At 71.5% G+C, this 13,937-nt stretch carries 16 protein-coding genes; 10 read left to right on the forward strand and 6 right to left on the reverse strand.

What is annotated here, in order from left to right; all coding sequences use genetic code 11:
• The first annotated feature begins 75 nt into the window (after nucleotides 1–75).
• The 6 genes from FLV34_RS17700 to FLV34_RS17725 all read left to right on the forward strand — a co-directional run bounded on the left by FLV34_RS17700 (nucleotide 76) and on the right by FLV34_RS17725 (nucleotide 7,031).
• Complete coding sequence (locus FLV34_RS17700) at nucleotides 76–1,641, forward strand: NUDIX domain-containing protein (RefSeq protein WP_222709545.1); 1,566 nt, start codon at nucleotides 76–78, stop codon at nucleotides 1,639–1,641.
• A gap of 118 nt (nucleotides 1,642–1,759) precedes the next feature.
• Complete coding sequence (locus FLV34_RS17705; RefSeq protein WP_142649984.1) at nucleotides 1,760–2,197, forward strand: CBS domain-containing protein; 438 nt, start codon at nucleotides 1,760–1,762, stop codon at nucleotides 2,195–2,197.
• Complete coding sequence (locus FLV34_RS17710) at nucleotides 2,194–3,480, forward strand: ArsB/NhaD family transporter (protein ID WP_142649985.1); 1,287 nt, start codon at nucleotides 2,194–2,196, stop codon at nucleotides 3,478–3,480. Before FLV34_RS17705 ends, FLV34_RS17710 begins: the two co-directional genes overlap by 4 nt.
• Before the next feature lie 103 nt (nucleotides 3,481–3,583).
• The gene (locus tag FLV34_RS17715; protein ID WP_142649986.1) at nucleotides 3,584–3,793 is read left to right on the forward strand and encodes a heavy-metal-associated domain-containing protein; all 210 of its coding nucleotides are present in this window, start codon (nucleotides 3,584–3,586) and stop codon (nucleotides 3,791–3,793) included.
• Nucleotides 3,790–4,755, forward strand: coding sequence for a hypothetical protein (locus FLV34_RS17720; protein WP_142649987.1), 966 nt, complete (start codon nucleotides 3,790–3,792; stop codon nucleotides 4,753–4,755). Before FLV34_RS17715 ends, FLV34_RS17720 begins: the two co-directional genes overlap by 4 nt.
• A 29-nt stretch (nucleotides 4,756–4,784) precedes the next feature.
• Complete coding sequence (locus tag FLV34_RS17725; RefSeq protein WP_147943606.1) at nucleotides 4,785–7,031, forward strand: cation-translocating P-type ATPase; 2,247 nt, start codon at nucleotides 4,785–4,787, stop codon at nucleotides 7,029–7,031.
• A 75-nt stretch (nucleotides 7,032–7,106) separates the two neighbouring features.
• On the opposite strand, the gene FLV34_RS17730 is transcribed toward FLV34_RS17725, so the two are convergent.
• Nucleotides 7,107–7,466 (reverse strand): hypothetical protein, encoded by a 360-nt coding sequence (locus FLV34_RS17730; RefSeq protein ID WP_142649989.1) that lies wholly within the window; start codon nucleotides 7,464–7,466, stop codon nucleotides 7,107–7,109.
• Nucleotides 7,467–7,657: 191 nt separating this feature from the next.
• Between FLV34_RS17730 and FLV34_RS17735 the strand changes: the two genes are divergently transcribed.
• Together FLV34_RS17735 and FLV34_RS17740 are read left to right on the forward strand one after the other, a co-directional pair.
• Nucleotides 7,658–7,939 carry a hypothetical protein gene (locus FLV34_RS17735; RefSeq protein ID WP_147943607.1) on the forward strand — a complete coding sequence of 94 codons (282 nt, stop codon included), beginning with the start codon at nucleotides 7,658–7,660 and terminating at the stop codon, nucleotides 7,937–7,939.
• 107 nt (nucleotides 7,940–8,046) lie between these two features.
• Nucleotides 8,047–8,517: a MarR family winged helix-turn-helix transcriptional regulator gene (locus tag FLV34_RS17740; RefSeq protein ID WP_142649991.1), complete on the forward strand. Its 471-nt coding sequence runs from the start codon at nucleotides 8,047–8,049 to the stop codon at nucleotides 8,515–8,517.
• Nucleotides 8,518–8,526: 9 nt separating this feature from the next.
• Here the strand turns inward: FLV34_RS17740 and FLV34_RS17745 are convergent, their stop codons facing one another.
• Nucleotides 8,527–8,859 (reverse strand): hypothetical protein, encoded by a 333-nt coding sequence (locus FLV34_RS17745; protein WP_222709546.1) that lies wholly within the window; start codon nucleotides 8,857–8,859, stop codon nucleotides 8,527–8,529.
• Nucleotides 8,860–9,035: 176 nt separating this feature from the next.
• On the opposite strand from FLV34_RS17745, the gene FLV34_RS17750 reads away from it, so the two are divergent.
• Complete coding sequence (locus tag FLV34_RS17750; RefSeq protein WP_142649993.1) at nucleotides 9,036–9,869, forward strand: alpha/beta fold hydrolase; 834 nt, start codon at nucleotides 9,036–9,038, stop codon at nucleotides 9,867–9,869.
• Between the two features lie 268 nt (nucleotides 9,870–10,137).
• Here the strand turns inward: FLV34_RS17750 and crcB (FLV34_RS17755) are convergent, their stop codons facing one another.
• From crcB (FLV34_RS17755) to crcB (FLV34_RS17765), 3 genes are read right to left on the reverse strand one after another with little or no spacing between them, the layout of a single operon-like run.
• A complete protein-coding gene (gene crcB, locus FLV34_RS17755; RefSeq protein WP_142649994.1) occupies nucleotides 10,138–10,509 on the reverse strand; it encodes a fluoride efflux transporter CrcB in 372 nt (123 codons plus the stop codon).
• The gene (locus FLV34_RS17760) at nucleotides 10,506–10,859 is read right to left on the reverse strand and encodes a DUF190 domain-containing protein (protein WP_147943609.1); all 354 of its coding nucleotides are present in this window, start codon (nucleotides 10,857–10,859) and stop codon (nucleotides 10,506–10,508) included. Before FLV34_RS17760 ends, crcB (FLV34_RS17755) begins: the two co-directional genes overlap by 4 nt.
• Complete coding sequence (gene crcB, locus FLV34_RS17765; protein ID WP_261985815.1) at nucleotides 10,856–11,386, reverse strand: fluoride efflux transporter CrcB; 531 nt, start codon at nucleotides 11,384–11,386, stop codon at nucleotides 10,856–10,858. Before crcB (FLV34_RS17765) ends, FLV34_RS17760 begins: the two co-directional genes overlap by 4 nt.
• Nucleotides 11,387–11,823: 437 nt before the next feature.
• Here crcB (FLV34_RS17765) and FLV34_RS17770 point away from each other — a divergent pair, with 437 nt between their 5' ends.
• Nucleotides 11,824–12,108, forward strand: a complete 285-nt coding sequence (locus FLV34_RS17770) for a DUF1540 domain-containing protein (protein ID WP_142649996.1) — start codon at nucleotides 11,824–11,826, stop codon at nucleotides 12,106–12,108.
• On the opposite strand, the gene FLV34_RS17775 is transcribed toward FLV34_RS17770, so the two are convergent.
• Entirely contained in the window at nucleotides 12,089–13,924 is a 1,836-nt protein-coding gene (locus FLV34_RS17775) for an IucA/IucC family siderophore biosynthesis protein (protein WP_315985201.1), read from the reverse strand. The genes FLV34_RS17770 and FLV34_RS17775 overlap by 20 nt on opposite strands.
• Between the last annotated feature and the right edge of the window lie 13 nt (nucleotides 13,925–13,937).

The following is a 13,937-nucleotide window of genomic DNA, read 5'->3' on the forward strand; positions in this document are numbered from 1 at the left end:
CGGGAGATCTCTCCTCACCGTATTTCGGTCCCTTCCAGGGGCCGCCACCGGACCATCCGCGAGAAGATGCGGAGCATGACCTCCGTACGGCACAGCGTCCGGGCCATCCTGTTCGACGGCGACGACATCGTCCTGTTCCGGCGTGTGCGGGCGGGGCGGGAGCCGTACTGGATCACGCCGGGCGGCGGGGTGGAGGACACCGACGCCGATCCCGAGGCGGCGCTGCGCCGCGAGCTCGACGAGGAGCTCGGCGCGACAGCGGGGCCGGCGCTGCACGTGTTCACCCTTGTCGAGCCCGGCCGCCTGAGCACGGTCTTCGCCTGCCGGCTGGTGTCGCTCGACCTGTCGCGCCGCAGCGGCCCGGAGTTCCTCGAACCGGACATCGGCCTGCACGAGGTGCGGCGGGTGCGCCCGGAGGAGGCGCGCACGCTGAACATGGTCCCGCCCGAGCTGGGGGAGTACATCTCCGCGAACGCCGCGACCCTGCCCAAGCTGCTCGACGCCGCGACGTACGCCCCGGGCCGCTATCGGCCGGTCGTGGACGTGCACCTGCTGCTCACCGATGGAGAGAAGGTGCTGCTCGGCCGCCGCCAGGGCACCGGCTATGCGGACGGCGAGTGGCAGATCATGCCGTCCGGGCACCTGGAGGAGGGCGAGTCGGTGGTGGACGCCGCCGTCCGCGAGGCCCGCGAGGAGCTCGGCATCGAGGTGGACGGCTGCGAGGTCGTCCACGTCATGCATCACCACAATGCGGGCGGGACGGCACGGATCGGGATGTTCCTCATGCCGCACTCCATCACCGGCACACCGGTCAACGCCGAGCCGCACAAGTGCGCCGAGCTGGCCTGGTTTCCGTTCGACCGGCTGCCCGAGCGGACCGTGCCGTACTCACGGGCGGGCGTCGAGGCCGTGCGGCGGGCACTCGCCGCGCGCCCGCCGGGCCTCCCCACGGCAAACAACGCCGCACACGACGCCACCATCGACGCCGCGCCCCCGCCGGGCCTTCCCGCAGCGAACAACGCGGCACACGACGCGGCACACGACGCCACGCGCCCGCCGGGCCTTCCCGTGGCGGACAACACGGCGGACAACACGGCCATCGACGCCGTTGCAGACGCCGCCCCTGTCGTCTCCGGATCGCCGCTCTTCTCCCTGCACGGCTGGGACGTCCCCCGCCCCGCCGATCTGGCGGCCGAGGCCGTACGCGCCGGGTTCGAGGAGATCACGGTCTGCCTGGTCGCCCGGCTCGACGGCGCGGTGCTCGTCCACTCCGACGACGAGACCGACCGCCTGCCCGCCACGGTCGTACGGCCGGGCGAGAGCGTGGAGGCGGCGCTGGCGCGGCTCGCCCCGGTGGGAGAGGTGACGTTCGCAGGATCGGACGACTACGTCTCGCACCGGGGACGCACCGGACGCCGTCTCGCCTTCTCGGCCCTGCTGACCGAGGCGCCGGAGGCGCCCAACGGCACGGCGCCAGAGACGGCCAACGGCACGGTGCCGGAGACGCCCAAGGGGATGGTGCCGGAGGCGCTCAGGGGCATGGTGCCGCTCCCGGCCGGGTCGCTCGGACGCCTGCCGTACGCCGAGGGGGTATTCGTCCGCGCCTCTTCAGGGGTTTTGTACGGCCTGTCCAGTCGATAGCCTGATGCGGGGTGTGCCGGGAAGTCTGGTCGGCGAATGGGTCCCCCCTACCCGGGGACCGTATCGACGACCGGAAGGTGGACATGAGCACAGCCACACGTGGCAGGCAGGTGAGAGCATGCGTGCCCGGGATCTCGTAGTGCAGTTCCCCACCGTGGATCTCGACTCCCCCGTGGCCGACGCCGCCCGCCTCATGGCCGAGCGCGAGCTGCCCGGGCTGATCGTGCTGGACGAGCGCGGCGTGCCGGTGTCGATCCTGCCGGGCACGCAGGTGCTGCGCCTGGCCGTGCCCCGCTATTGCCAGGACGACCCCGCGCTGGCCCGGGTGATCGACGAGGCGCACGCCGACGCGTTCGTCCGCGCGCTGGGCGATCGCACGGTCCGCGAGGCGCTGCCGGAACGGCCGCGCGAGCTTCCGGTGACCGATCCGGACGCCACGCTCCTGGAGATCGGCGCGCTGATGGCGCGCACCCGCAGCCCGCTGGTCGCCGTGCTCGACGGCGACCGCCTGCTGGGCGCGGTCACGCTCTCCGCGCTGCTGAAGCGGCTCACATGACGGTGACCGCATGGCTGGCGGCGATCGTCTTCGTCGCCACGTACGTCCTCATCGCCAGCGAGAAGATCCACCGGGTCAAGGCCGCCCTGGGCGGCGCCGCGATCATGCTGCTGGTCCACGCGACCGCGGCCGACTCCGCGTTCTTCTCGCAGGAGTCCGGCGTGGACTGGAACGTCGTCTTCCTGCTGCTCGGCATGATGATCATCGTCGGGGTGCTGCGGCAGACCGGCGTTTTCGAATATCTCGCCATCTGGGCGGCCAAACGGGCCAGGGGACGGCCGTTCCGGCTCATGGTGCTGCTGTTGGTGATCACGGCCGGGGCGTCGGCGCTGCTGGACAACGTCACGACCGTGCTGCTGATCGCGCCGGTCACGTTCCTCGTCTGCGAACGGCTCGCGCTGCCGGTCGCGCCGTTCCTGATCGCCGAGGCGATGGCGTCCAACATCGGCGGCACCGCGACCCTCGTCGGCGACCCGCCGAACATCATCATCGCCTCGCGCGCCGGGCTGACCTTCAACGACTTCCTCGTCCACCTCACCCCGCTGGTGATCGTGCTGACGGCGGTCTTCATCGGAATGTGCCGGCTGCTGTTCCGCAAGGCGTTCCGGTACGACCCCGAGCGGGCGGCCGAGATCATGCAGCTGGACGAGCGGGCGGCCATCCAGGACAAGGTCATGCTCGTGCAGAGCCTGTCCGTGCTCGGCGTGGTCATCGCGGCGTTCGTGCTGCACCCGGTGTTGCACTACGAGCCGTCGGTCGTGGCGCTGCTCGGGGCGGGGCTGCTCGTACTGGTCACCAAGATCACCACCGAGGACGCGCTCCGCGAGGTGGAGTGGCCCACGCTGGTGTTCTTCGCCGGGCTGTTCGTGATGGTCGGCGCGCTCGTCGAGACGGGGGTGATCGCCCAGGTGTCGCAGGCGGCGGCGGAGGCGACGGCCGGGCGGCCCGGCGTGACCACCATGGTCCTGCTCTGGGCCTCGGCCGGACTGTCCGCGATCGTGGACAACATCCCGTACGTCGCGACGATGAGCCCGATCGTGGCCGACCTCGCGCAGCAGGTGCCCGGCGACCACAACGTGCTGTGGTGGGCGCTCGCGCTCGGCGCCGACCTCGGCGGCAACGCCACCGCTGTGGGGGCCTCCGCCAACGTCGTCATCCTCGGCATCGCCGAGCGCAACGGCGCGCGGATCAGTTTCTGGCAGTTCACCAAATATGGCCTGGTGGTCACCGTCGTCACGGTGGCCCTCTGCGTGCCGTACCTCTGGCTCCGCTACCTCCTCTAGCCCGCTGGGCCCCTTCTCTCCAGGGGTCCGGCTTGACGCAGAAATACCATAGGGGGGTATGGTGTTCCCGTCGATGCGGAACGAGTTATCAGGAGTGATCGGCATGACCAGCACCTACACCGTCACCGGTATGACCTGCGGCCACTGCGTCAGCTCGGTCAGCGAAGAGGTCGGCGTGGTCCCCGGCGTGACCGGCGTTCAGGTGGACCTGGCCACCGGCCTGCTGACGGTCGAGAGCGACGGCGGCGTGGACGACGCGGCCGTCGTGGCGGCCGTCCGGGAGGCCGGATATGACGTGGCGGGTGTCTCGTGAACACCCCGGCCCGGCTCGGCGCGTACGCCGCGGGCCTCGCCGTGGTCTTCGTGGCGGCGCTGGGCGCGGGGACCGCGCTGGGCTCCGGTGAGCCCCCGCGCGCGACCCCGCGCCCCGCCCACGGCCATACGGATCCCACAGGCCCCGCGGACTCCACAGGCCCCGCGGACCACGCTGGCTCCGCGCCCGGCCACGCTCACGAGCAGACCTCAGAGGTGGCGAGCGCGCCCCCGGGCCTGCAGATCTCCCAGGACGGTTACACGCTGGTCCCCCTGACCACGACGCTCAAGCGGGGGAAGGCCACCGACTTCCGCTTCACCGTCAACGGGCCCGACGGCGCGCCGGTGACCCGCTATCAGGTGAAGCACGAGAAGAAGCTGCACTTCATCGTGGTCTCCAGGGACCTCGGCGACTTCTGGCACCTGCACCCGGAGGAGGCCGGTGACGGGGTCTGGTCGGTGCCGCTGACGCTGCCCGACGCCGGCGCCTATCGGATGTTCGCGGACTTCGCCCCCGAGGGCGGGCCCGACCTGACGCTCGGCGCCGACCTGTTCGTCCCCGGCGACTACCGGCCCCGGCCGCTGCCGCCGGTGGAACGTACGGCCCAGGTGGACGGATACACGGTGACACTGGCCGGCGACCTCACGGCGGGCCAGGTGACTAAGCTCGTGTTCACGGTGAGCAAGGACGGCACGCCGGTCGGCGATCTCGAGCCCTACCTGGGCGCCAAGGGCCACCTCGTCGCGATCCGTGCGGGCGACCTGGCCTACCTGCACGTGCATCCCGAGGAGGACACGACGGCGGCCGGGGTGACCTTCGCCGCGTCGGCACCGAGCGGCGGCGACTACCGCCTGTTCCTCGACTTCAAGCACGGCGGCACCGTGCACACCGCCGCGTTCACCGTACGGTCCACCGGCACGGCGGCGGGGCATGGTCTCGAAGACGCCCATCCCGGCCACTGACAGCGCACAAGACGCGGAAAGGAGGAGCGATGTCCTCCATCACCGGCGACAAGCCGTCTGCCGCGGGCGGCACCGTCGAGCTCTCGATCGGCGGCATGACCTGCGCGTCGTGCGCGAACCGGATCGAGCGCAAGCTCAACAAGCTGGACGGTGTCACCGCCACGGTGAACTACGCCACGGAGAAGGCCAAGGTGACCTTCCCGGCCGATCTGGACCCCCATCTGCTGGTGGCGGAGGTGGAGAAGGCCGGTTACACCGCCGCGCTCCCCGAACCGCCGAAGCCCGAACAGGCTCCCGAGGAGCCGGGCGACGAGCTGGCTCCGCTGCGGACCCGGCTGCTGGTGTCGGTTGTGCTGGCGGTGCCGGTGATCGCGCTGGCGATGATCCCCGCGCTGCAGTTCACCTACTGGCAGTGGCTGTCGCTCACGCTCGCCGCCCCGGTCGTGGTGTACGGCGGGCTGCCGTTCCACAAGGCGGCCTGGACCAACCTGCGGCACGGCACCGCCACCATGGACACCCTCGTCTCCCTGGGCACGATCGCCGCGCTGGGCTGGTCGCTGTGGGCCCTGTTCTTCGGGGATGCGGGGGTGCCGGGGATGACCCACGGGTTCGACCTGACCATCACCCGCAGCGACGGCGCGGGCAACATCTACCTGGAGGCCGCCGCCGGGGTGACGGCGTTCATCCTCGCCGGGCGCTACTTCGAGGCCCGCTCCAAGCGGCGGGCGGGTGCGGCGTTGCGGGCGCTGCTGGAGCTGGGCGCCAAGGACGTCGCCGTCCTGCGCGAGGGCCGCGAAACACGCATCCCTGTCGGGGAGCTGCGGGTGGGCGACCTGTTCGTGGTCCGTCCCGGGGAGAAGATCGCCACCGACGGTGTGATCGAGGAGGGCACCTCGGCGGTCGACGCCTCGATGCTCACCGGCGAATCCGTCCCGGTCGAGGTGCGGCCCGGCGACCCGGTGACCGGCGCCACGGTCAACGCCGGCGGGCGGCTGGTGGTGCGGGCCACCCGGATCGGCGCCGACACCCAGCTCGCCCAGATGGCCCGCCTGGTGGAAGACGCCCAGACGGGCAAGGCACAGGTGCAGCGCCTGGCCGACCGCATCTCCGGGATCTTCGTCCCCATCGTCATCGCCCTGTCGGTGGCGACCTTGGGATACTGGCTCGGCACCGGCGAAGGAGCAGGCGCGGCGTTCACCGCCGCGGTCGCGGTGCTGATCATCGCCTGCCCGTGCGCGCTGGGGCTGGCCACGCCGACCGCGCTGCTGGTCGGCACCGGCCGCGGCGCCCAGCTCGGCATCCTGATCAAGGGCCCCGAGGTGCTGGAGTCGACCCGGCGGATCGACACGATCGTGCTGGACAAGACCGGCACCGTCACCGAAGGCCGGATGACCCTGGTCGAGGTCCACACCACCGGCGGGGTCACCGAGCGGGAGGGGCTGCGGCTGGCCGGGGCGCTGGAGCACGCCTCCGAGCACCCCATCGCCCAGGCGATCGCCCGGGGCGCCGCCGAACGCGTGGGCGAGCTGCCCACCACCGAGGACTTCGCCAACGTCGAGGGCCTGGGGGTGCAGGGCATCGTGGACGGCCACGCCGTACTCGTGGGACGGCCCCGGCTGCTGGCCGAGTGGTCCCAGCACCTGCCCGCCGACCTCACCGAGGCCCTGGAGCAGGCGCAGGCGGCCGGCCGTACGGCGGTGGCGGTCGGCTGGGACGGCCAGGCCCGCGGGGTGCTGGTGGTGGCCGACGTGGTCAAGCCCACCAGCGCCCAGGCCATCGCCGACCTGCGGGCGCTGGGGCTGACCCCGGTGCTGCTGACCGGCGACAACCAGGCGGTCGCCCGGGCGGTCGCCGCCCAGGTGGGGATCGACGAGGTGATCGCCGAGGTGCTGCCCGCCGGGAAGGTCGACGTGGTCAAGCGACTGCAGGCCGAGGGCAAGACCGTCGCGATGGTCGGAGACGGGGTCAACGACGCCGCCGCGCTGGCCCAGGCCGATCTCGGTCTGGCCATGGGCACCGGCACCGACGTGGCGATCGAGGCGGCCGACCTGACGCTGGTGCGGGGTGACCTGCGGGTGGCGGCCGACGCGATCCGGCTGTCGCGGCGCACGCTGCGCACGATCAAGGGGAACCTGTTCTGGGCGTTCGCCTACAACGTCGCGGCCCTGCCGCTGGCCGCCGCGGGGCTGCTGAACCCGATGATCGCCGGAGCGGCGATGGCCTTCTCCAGTGTCTTCGTCGTCAGCAACAGCCTGAGGCTCCGCCGCTTCCGTTGAGGCCGCTTCCGCTGACGTCGCCTCCGGGCCATTCGAGGCCGGGTTGTCCACAGCCTGTGGACAACCCGGCCTTGGTCATTCCCGGCGCGCCGGGCCGGTGGAGTGCGGGCTATCCATGCGGCGGCCGGTCTCCTCGATCACCTGCCGCAGGACGTCCGCGAGCTCCGGACGCTCCGTCAGGGCGTCCTCGATCCGGGCGCGCCAGGCGCCGACCTCGGCGGACAACGCGTCCCCACCTGCGGCGCGGGTGCCCTGCGCCGGCCCGGCCTCCTCGCGCTGGAGGCGCAGGCGGGTGCGGGCCAGGTCCGATTCGTACCCCTGCCCGAGACGGCGTGCGAGCGTCTCACCGAGCCACCAGTAGGCGTCGGCCGTCGCGGCCGCGACGAACACCCTGGCGCTCTCCCAGGCCACACGTTCCCTGTGGATGACTGCCACGCCCTGACGGTACGTCCGTACTTTCCGGCGGGCAATGGCCCGTTTCGTCACCGGTTCTCGCCGCGCTTTTGGTGCCCCGGCGGGCGTGACCTGAGTTTGTCGCTACCTACACACGGATACGAAGGGTGACGATCAAGCACGATCGGTTACACCTGAGATGAGGAATCTTCATGCACCGCCCTATTCGTCTTATGTCCCTGGCCGCCCTGACCTGTGCGGGCATCCTCGCCGCCGCGCCCGCCTACGCGGGCTGCGGCGGTGACGCGCCGAAGGCCACCACGCCCGCCACCGCCACCGCCGCGGTGGGCCTCGGCGCCAAGGCCGACGCGAACGTCGGCCTGGGACTCGGCCTCAACGTCGCCCTCGACGTGAACGTCGACCTCGGCCTCGGCCTCGGCCTGGACGCGCAGGGCGGCACCCGCTCGGGGACTCTGGCCTGCGGCAAGCCCGCGGTGCTGCGCTACTGCGGCTGACCGGTCGGCGGTGACCCGGCCGGCACCGGGTCACCCTCGACATAAAACCTTGTGCACGATTGGAACGTACACGTGCCAATGGCGGGCCAGGCTCCTACAGTGGAGAGATGACCAGCACCACAAGCGACGGGCTGCCCCGCGTTCTCGACGACAAGATGTGCTTCGCGCTGTACGCCGCCTCCCGCGCCGTCACCGCCCTCTATCGGCCGATTCTCGATGAGATGGGGCTGACGTACCCGCAGTTCCTGGTCCTGCTGGTGCTGTGGGACGGCCCCGAGGAGGGCGTCGCGGTCAAGGAGCTCGGCGGGGCGTTGCAGCTCGACTACGGCACGATGACGCCCCTGCTCAAGCGCCTGGAGGCGAACGGCCTGCTGCGCCGGGAGCGCCGCGTGGACGACGAGCGCACGGTGCAGATCACGCTGACCGAGAAGGGCGCCGCACTGCGGGAGCGCAGCGACGCGGTCTTCGCCTCCGTCGGCGATGCGATGGCGCTCGAACCCGACGAGTTCGCCCGCACGCTCACCACCCTGCGCCGCCTGACCGCCAACGTCACCGCCCACGCCGACCGGCGAGGCTGAGAGCCGCCCTCACCGCTCGGCCGGCACATCCCGCGATGCCACCCGGCGCCCCAGCGTCCGTTCGAGGGCGATGCGGGCCAGCCAGCCGAGGCCGGCGGTGAACAGTGGCGGCCACACGATCGGGCCGAACGAATAGACGACCAGCACCACGAGCGGGATCCACACGCGGTGGACCGCCTGGTAGAGCACGCCGGGCGGCCGGACCCCGGCGAGCCGCGCGATGTCGATCAACGCGAAGAACGCGAGCGCGGCGAGGGTGGTCGGCAGGCCGTACTTGACGCTCTCGAAGACCGCGAACGCGGCCAGGAAGAGCGCGAACGCTCCCCAACCGATCCTCCGCAAACCGGCCAGCATCCTTCTCCACCCTTCCCCCGGGCCGCGGCGCGACCGGCACACCCGTGATCGTACTCACATCCGGACTCCTCGGACGCGATTACCTTGCGCACAACTTAATCGTGGTCTAGTCTCTAGCGCGTACCAAGATTGCGAACCGCAACGGAGATCAGAAGGAGCGCGTCATGGCGTACATCACTGTCGGCCAGGAGAACAGCACCGACATCAACCTCTACTACGAGGACCACGGCACCGGGCAGCCGATCGTGCTCATCCACGGCTACCCGCTGGACGGCCACTCGTGGGAGAAGCAGATCCCCGCCCTGCTCGACGCCGGCTATCGCGTCATCACCTACGACCGCCGCGGCTTCGGCCAGTCGAGCCAGCCCACCGTCGGCTACGACTACGACACCTTCGCCGCCGACCTGAACACGCTGCTGGAGACCCTCGACCTGCGCGACGTGATCCTCGTCGGCTTCTCCATGGGCACCGGCGAGGTCGGCCGCTACCTCGGCACGTACGGCTCGGCGCGGGTCGCCAAGGCCGCGTTCCTGGCCTCCCTCGAACCGTTCCTGCTCAAGACGGACGACAACCCGGAGGGCGTCGACGGCAGCGTGTTCGAGGGCATCCTCGCGGCCGTGACCAAGGACCGCTACGCCTACTTCACCGAGTTCTACAACGCCTTCTACAACACCGACGAGAACCTCGGCACCCGCCTGAGCGAGGAGGTCGTCCGGGCCAACTGGAACACCGCAGCGGGCGCCTCCTGGTATGCCTCGTCCGCGGTCGTCCCCACCTGGACGACGGACTTCCGGGCCGACATCCCCAAGATCGACGTTCCGGCGCTCATCGTGCACGGCACCGCCGACCGCATCCTGCCCATCGAGTCCACCGGCCGCCCGTTCCACCGGGCGCTCCCCCAGGCGGAGTACGTCGAGATCGAGGGCGCCCCGCACGGTCTGCTGTGGACCCACGCCCAGGAGGTCACCGACGCGCTCCTCGCCTTCCTGGCGAAGTGATCCCCATCGTCGTGATGACCCGGCACCGCTGACGCCGTCGGCCGTCCGAGACGCGCCGCCCCGCTCCTCCACACGCGGGGCGGCCGGGGCCGTCCCGGGCAAGGAGCACGGCCGGGCGGTCCCGGGAAAGCAACGCGGCCGGTCTCAGGAAGCAACGCGGCCGGCCAGTCTTAGGGGGAGCGCGGCCGGTCTCAGGGGGAGCAGCACGACCGGGCGGTCTTGGGGAAACAGCGCGGCCGGTCTCAGGGAAGCGCGCGGCCGGGTCGGGTCAGGCGAGGAGGGCGGCCAGCGCGAATCCGGCGGCCGCGGCGAGGACGCCGAAGACCAGGCTGCCGAGCGCGTTGAGCCCGGCCTCCAGCACCGAGCCCTCCTCCAGCAGCCGTACGGTCTCGAAGCCGAACGTGCTGAACGTCGTGAACGCACCGCAGAAGCCGGTGCCGAGCAGGGTGAGCATGGCGGTGGGCAGCCCGAGGTGGTCGTGGGCGCCGAACAGCAGCCCGAGCACGAACGCCCCGGACAGGTTGACCGACAGCGTGCCCCACGGGAACACGCTGTCGTGCAGGCGCTGCACCAGGCGGTCGAGGAGATAACGGGCGGGGGCGCCGACGATGCCGCCGAGGAAGACGAGCAGCAGGGTCACGACTCGCCCCGCCCCGCCTCACGCCCGACGTAGCGGTAGACCTCCACGGGATCGACGACCACCAGGCCCTCGGTCACCAGCTCGTCCAGTTCCGCCAGGAACGCAGTGATCTTCTCCGGGATGTCCACGATGACGACCGCGACGGGCAGGTCCTCGCTGAGCGACAGCAGGCGGCTCGTGTGGATGCGCGAGGACGCGCCGAAGCCCTCGATGCCCCGGAACACGCTCGCCCCCGCCAGGCCCATCGCCCTCGCCCGGTGCACGATCTCGGTGTACAGCGGCCGGTGCCGATACTGGTCGCTCTCGCCGATCAGGATCGTCAGCCGCTGCGCGGGCCCCTGCAGTCTCATTCGCCCTTCCTCCCGCCTCGCCGTACGGGGAGGCCCGCCAGGGTGCGGGCGAGGACGATGCCGCACCAGACCGCGACCAGTCCGGCGACCAGGCTCGCCGCGGCGTACGCACCGGCCACCACCCCCGCGCCGCGCGACACCCTGTCGACGATCTCCACGCTGAAGGTGGAGAACGTCGTGAACCCGCCGAGGACGCCGACCCCGAAGAACGGCCGGACGTAGCGGCTCGGCGGCCAGACGTCCAGGACGAAGACCATCAGGAGCCCGAGCGCGAAGCAGCCGGTGACGTTGATGAGGAACGTCCCCCAGGGAAATCCGGTGGGCGGCCCGGGGAAGGCCTGGCCGACCAGATATCTGGCCACGGCGCCGGCTCCGCCGCCGAGGGCGATCACCGCGAGGACATCCCAGGTCCGGCCGCGAGCCGGGGGCGCGGGCGTGCGGAACGGGTCCGGTGCATGCCGGAGGTCCACGTCGGGGTCGACCGGCAGATCCGCCTCTTCCCGATCGCCGCGTACGCGCCGGCTCACACCGTCCTCCTCACCACCCGGCCTGCCACCCGCCCCGCGTTCGTTCTGCGCCCGTTTCGCGGCCCGTTTCGCGGCCCGTTTGCGGCCGGGCCCGCCGCCCGGCCTGATCACGGGTCCGTACGACGGTCGCCAAGGGGAGCGGATCCCGCACGAGTGCGTCCCAGTTTAGGTGGCGGCCTGCACCGCCTTCCGGCCGCGGCGGCGACGACGTCCACGTGCTGCTGCAACGCATCTCCGCCCCGGGTGCCACGCGACGGCGGGGCCGCCGACCCGACCGCCCTGCAGCTCCTCGCCCTGGCCGAGGAGCTGCTGCACCAAACTGCTGTGTCCCCTGGCGTGGCTTGGCCGAGTCTGGGATCTCGGTGGAGATTGCCGACCTGGTCGAAGGCGGTATGAGCCAGGACGAAAGCCACGATCGTCAGAGGGAGCAGCCGCCCATGGAAATGCCCGTAGTCAACCGTTGCCAGGCCACCTCGTGCGCGTACAACCGCGACGGCACCTGCCACGCCACCGCCATCACGGTCGGGGACGTGTCCCACGCGCACTGCGACACGTTCTTCACCGCACCCACACCGGGGGGCGACCAGCAGACCGTGGGCCGGGTGGGCGCCTGCAAGATTTCCGACTGCCAGCACAACGTGTCGCTGGAGTGCCAGGCGCCCGGCATCGACATCGGCTACTCCCTGGACGAGGCCGACTGCCTCACGTACGCGCCCGCGTAACCGCTCCGCCCTCACGACGAACCGGAGCGAATCGGGCGATGGGGTTGACCAGCTCGCCGGCCATCTGCAGTGCCGCCGACGGGTCGGTCAGGTCCACCATCTGCCGGTTGTCGCGCAGTTGCAGGCGGTTGAGGCACGACAGGGCGAACGTCTCCGCGAACAGGTCGTAGCGCCGGAACCGCTCCGCGAGGTGAGGGACCGACCGCTGGTAGGCCGTCGCGCACTCGGCGACGGTCCGCCAGAAGGCGTCCTCGTCGAGCACGCCGTCCGTGGCGAGCACCGCGTTGAGGAACCGCAGGAAGCAGTCGAAGACGTCGGTGAAGATCGACAGCAGCCGGTGCTCCTCGGGCACCTCGGCGCGGATCCGCCGGGCCTCGGGCGGCAGCTCCGCGTGCGGGTCCATCACCACGATCTCCTCGGCGATGTCCTTGAAGATCACCCGTTCCACCGCGCCGCCGTTCAGGACCAGGATGACGTTCTCGCCGTGCGGCATGAACGCCAGGTCGTACGCGTAGAAGGCGTGCAGCAGCGGCACGAGGTAGGCGTCGAGGTAGCGCCGCAGCCACACCTCGGGGGCGAGGCCCGACTGCTCGATCAGCGCCGCCGCGAACGACCGGCCGTCCTGGTCCGTGTGGAGCAGGGAGGCCATGGTGGCCAGGCGCCTGCCCGGCTCCAGGCCCGCGACCGGGCTCTCCCGCCACAGCGCCGCCAGCATCTTGCGGTAGGGCGAGTGGCGGTCGGTGGCCGCCTCGAACCGGCGGTTGCGATAGCCGACGGCCGCCCGCTCGCGGATGATCGTCAGGCGGGTCGTGCGGAGGACCTCGTCGTCCGCGATCAGGTCGGCGAGCCAGTCGTTGATCGCCGGGGTGCCCTCCATGTACGCCGCCGACAGGCCGCGCACGAAGCCCATGTTCAGCACCGAAAGGGCGGTCTTGACGTAGTGCCGGGACGGCTCGCTCGCGTTGAAGAACGTGCGCACCGACTGCTGCGCGAGGTGCTCGTCGTCGCCGGGGCCCAGGCAGACCAGCCGCCGCTCGGCGACGTCCGCCGCGAACGTCACGGCGATCCGGTTCCACCACTGCCAGGGGTGCACCGGCACGAGCAGATAGTCGGCCATGTCGAGCCCCAGGCCGGCCAGCGTGCCCGCGAAGCGGGCCAGGACCTCCTCGCCCAGCTCGCCCCGCATGAGCCGTTCGTAGTCGATGTCGCGCGAGCAGGTGAACGTGGTGTGGTCGCGGTGGGCGGCCAGCCAGATCAGCCGTACGGGCGCGGCGGCCTCGGGGGCGTAGCGGTGGTGGTCGTCGATGCCATAACCGATCCGGCCGCTGTTGGCCACGAAGCACGGGTGGCCCTCGGTCATGGCGGCCTCGATGTCCTGGAAGCCCGCCTTCGCCAGCTCGGCCGCGCCGACCGGCGGGCGGCTCAGCTTGTACGCGAGGCTCGCCAGCGTGGAGGTGATCTCCTCCAGGTAGACGGGGAGGATCGCGTCGCTCAGCCCGAGCGGGCCGCGCATCTCGGTGACGAACTCCAGCGCGTCGAGCGGCAGTGGCTCGCCATCGGGCCCGTGGCGGGTGACCTCGCCGATGTGCCAGTGGTCGAGGGACAGGACCGCGGCGGTGAACCGATACTCCACCCCGCCCGGCCCGCGCACGGCGTACCGCCCGTCGCCGAGCGGCCGCGGGGTGAGCAGCCGCTCGTGGGCGAACTCGGCGAGCGCCTTGCGCACCAGCCGCCGGTTGGCCTTCTCCCAGGTGGCGGGGGTGAGATGCGCGACCGCGGCCATGGGGTCGTGTGCCGCCACGGGATTCGCCGTCATGGGGGCCGCCGCT

The organism is Microbispora sp. CSR-4, from assembly GCF_008033685.1.
Taxonomy (GTDB): Bacteria; Actinomycetota; Actinomycetes; order Streptosporangiales; family Streptosporangiaceae; genus Microbispora.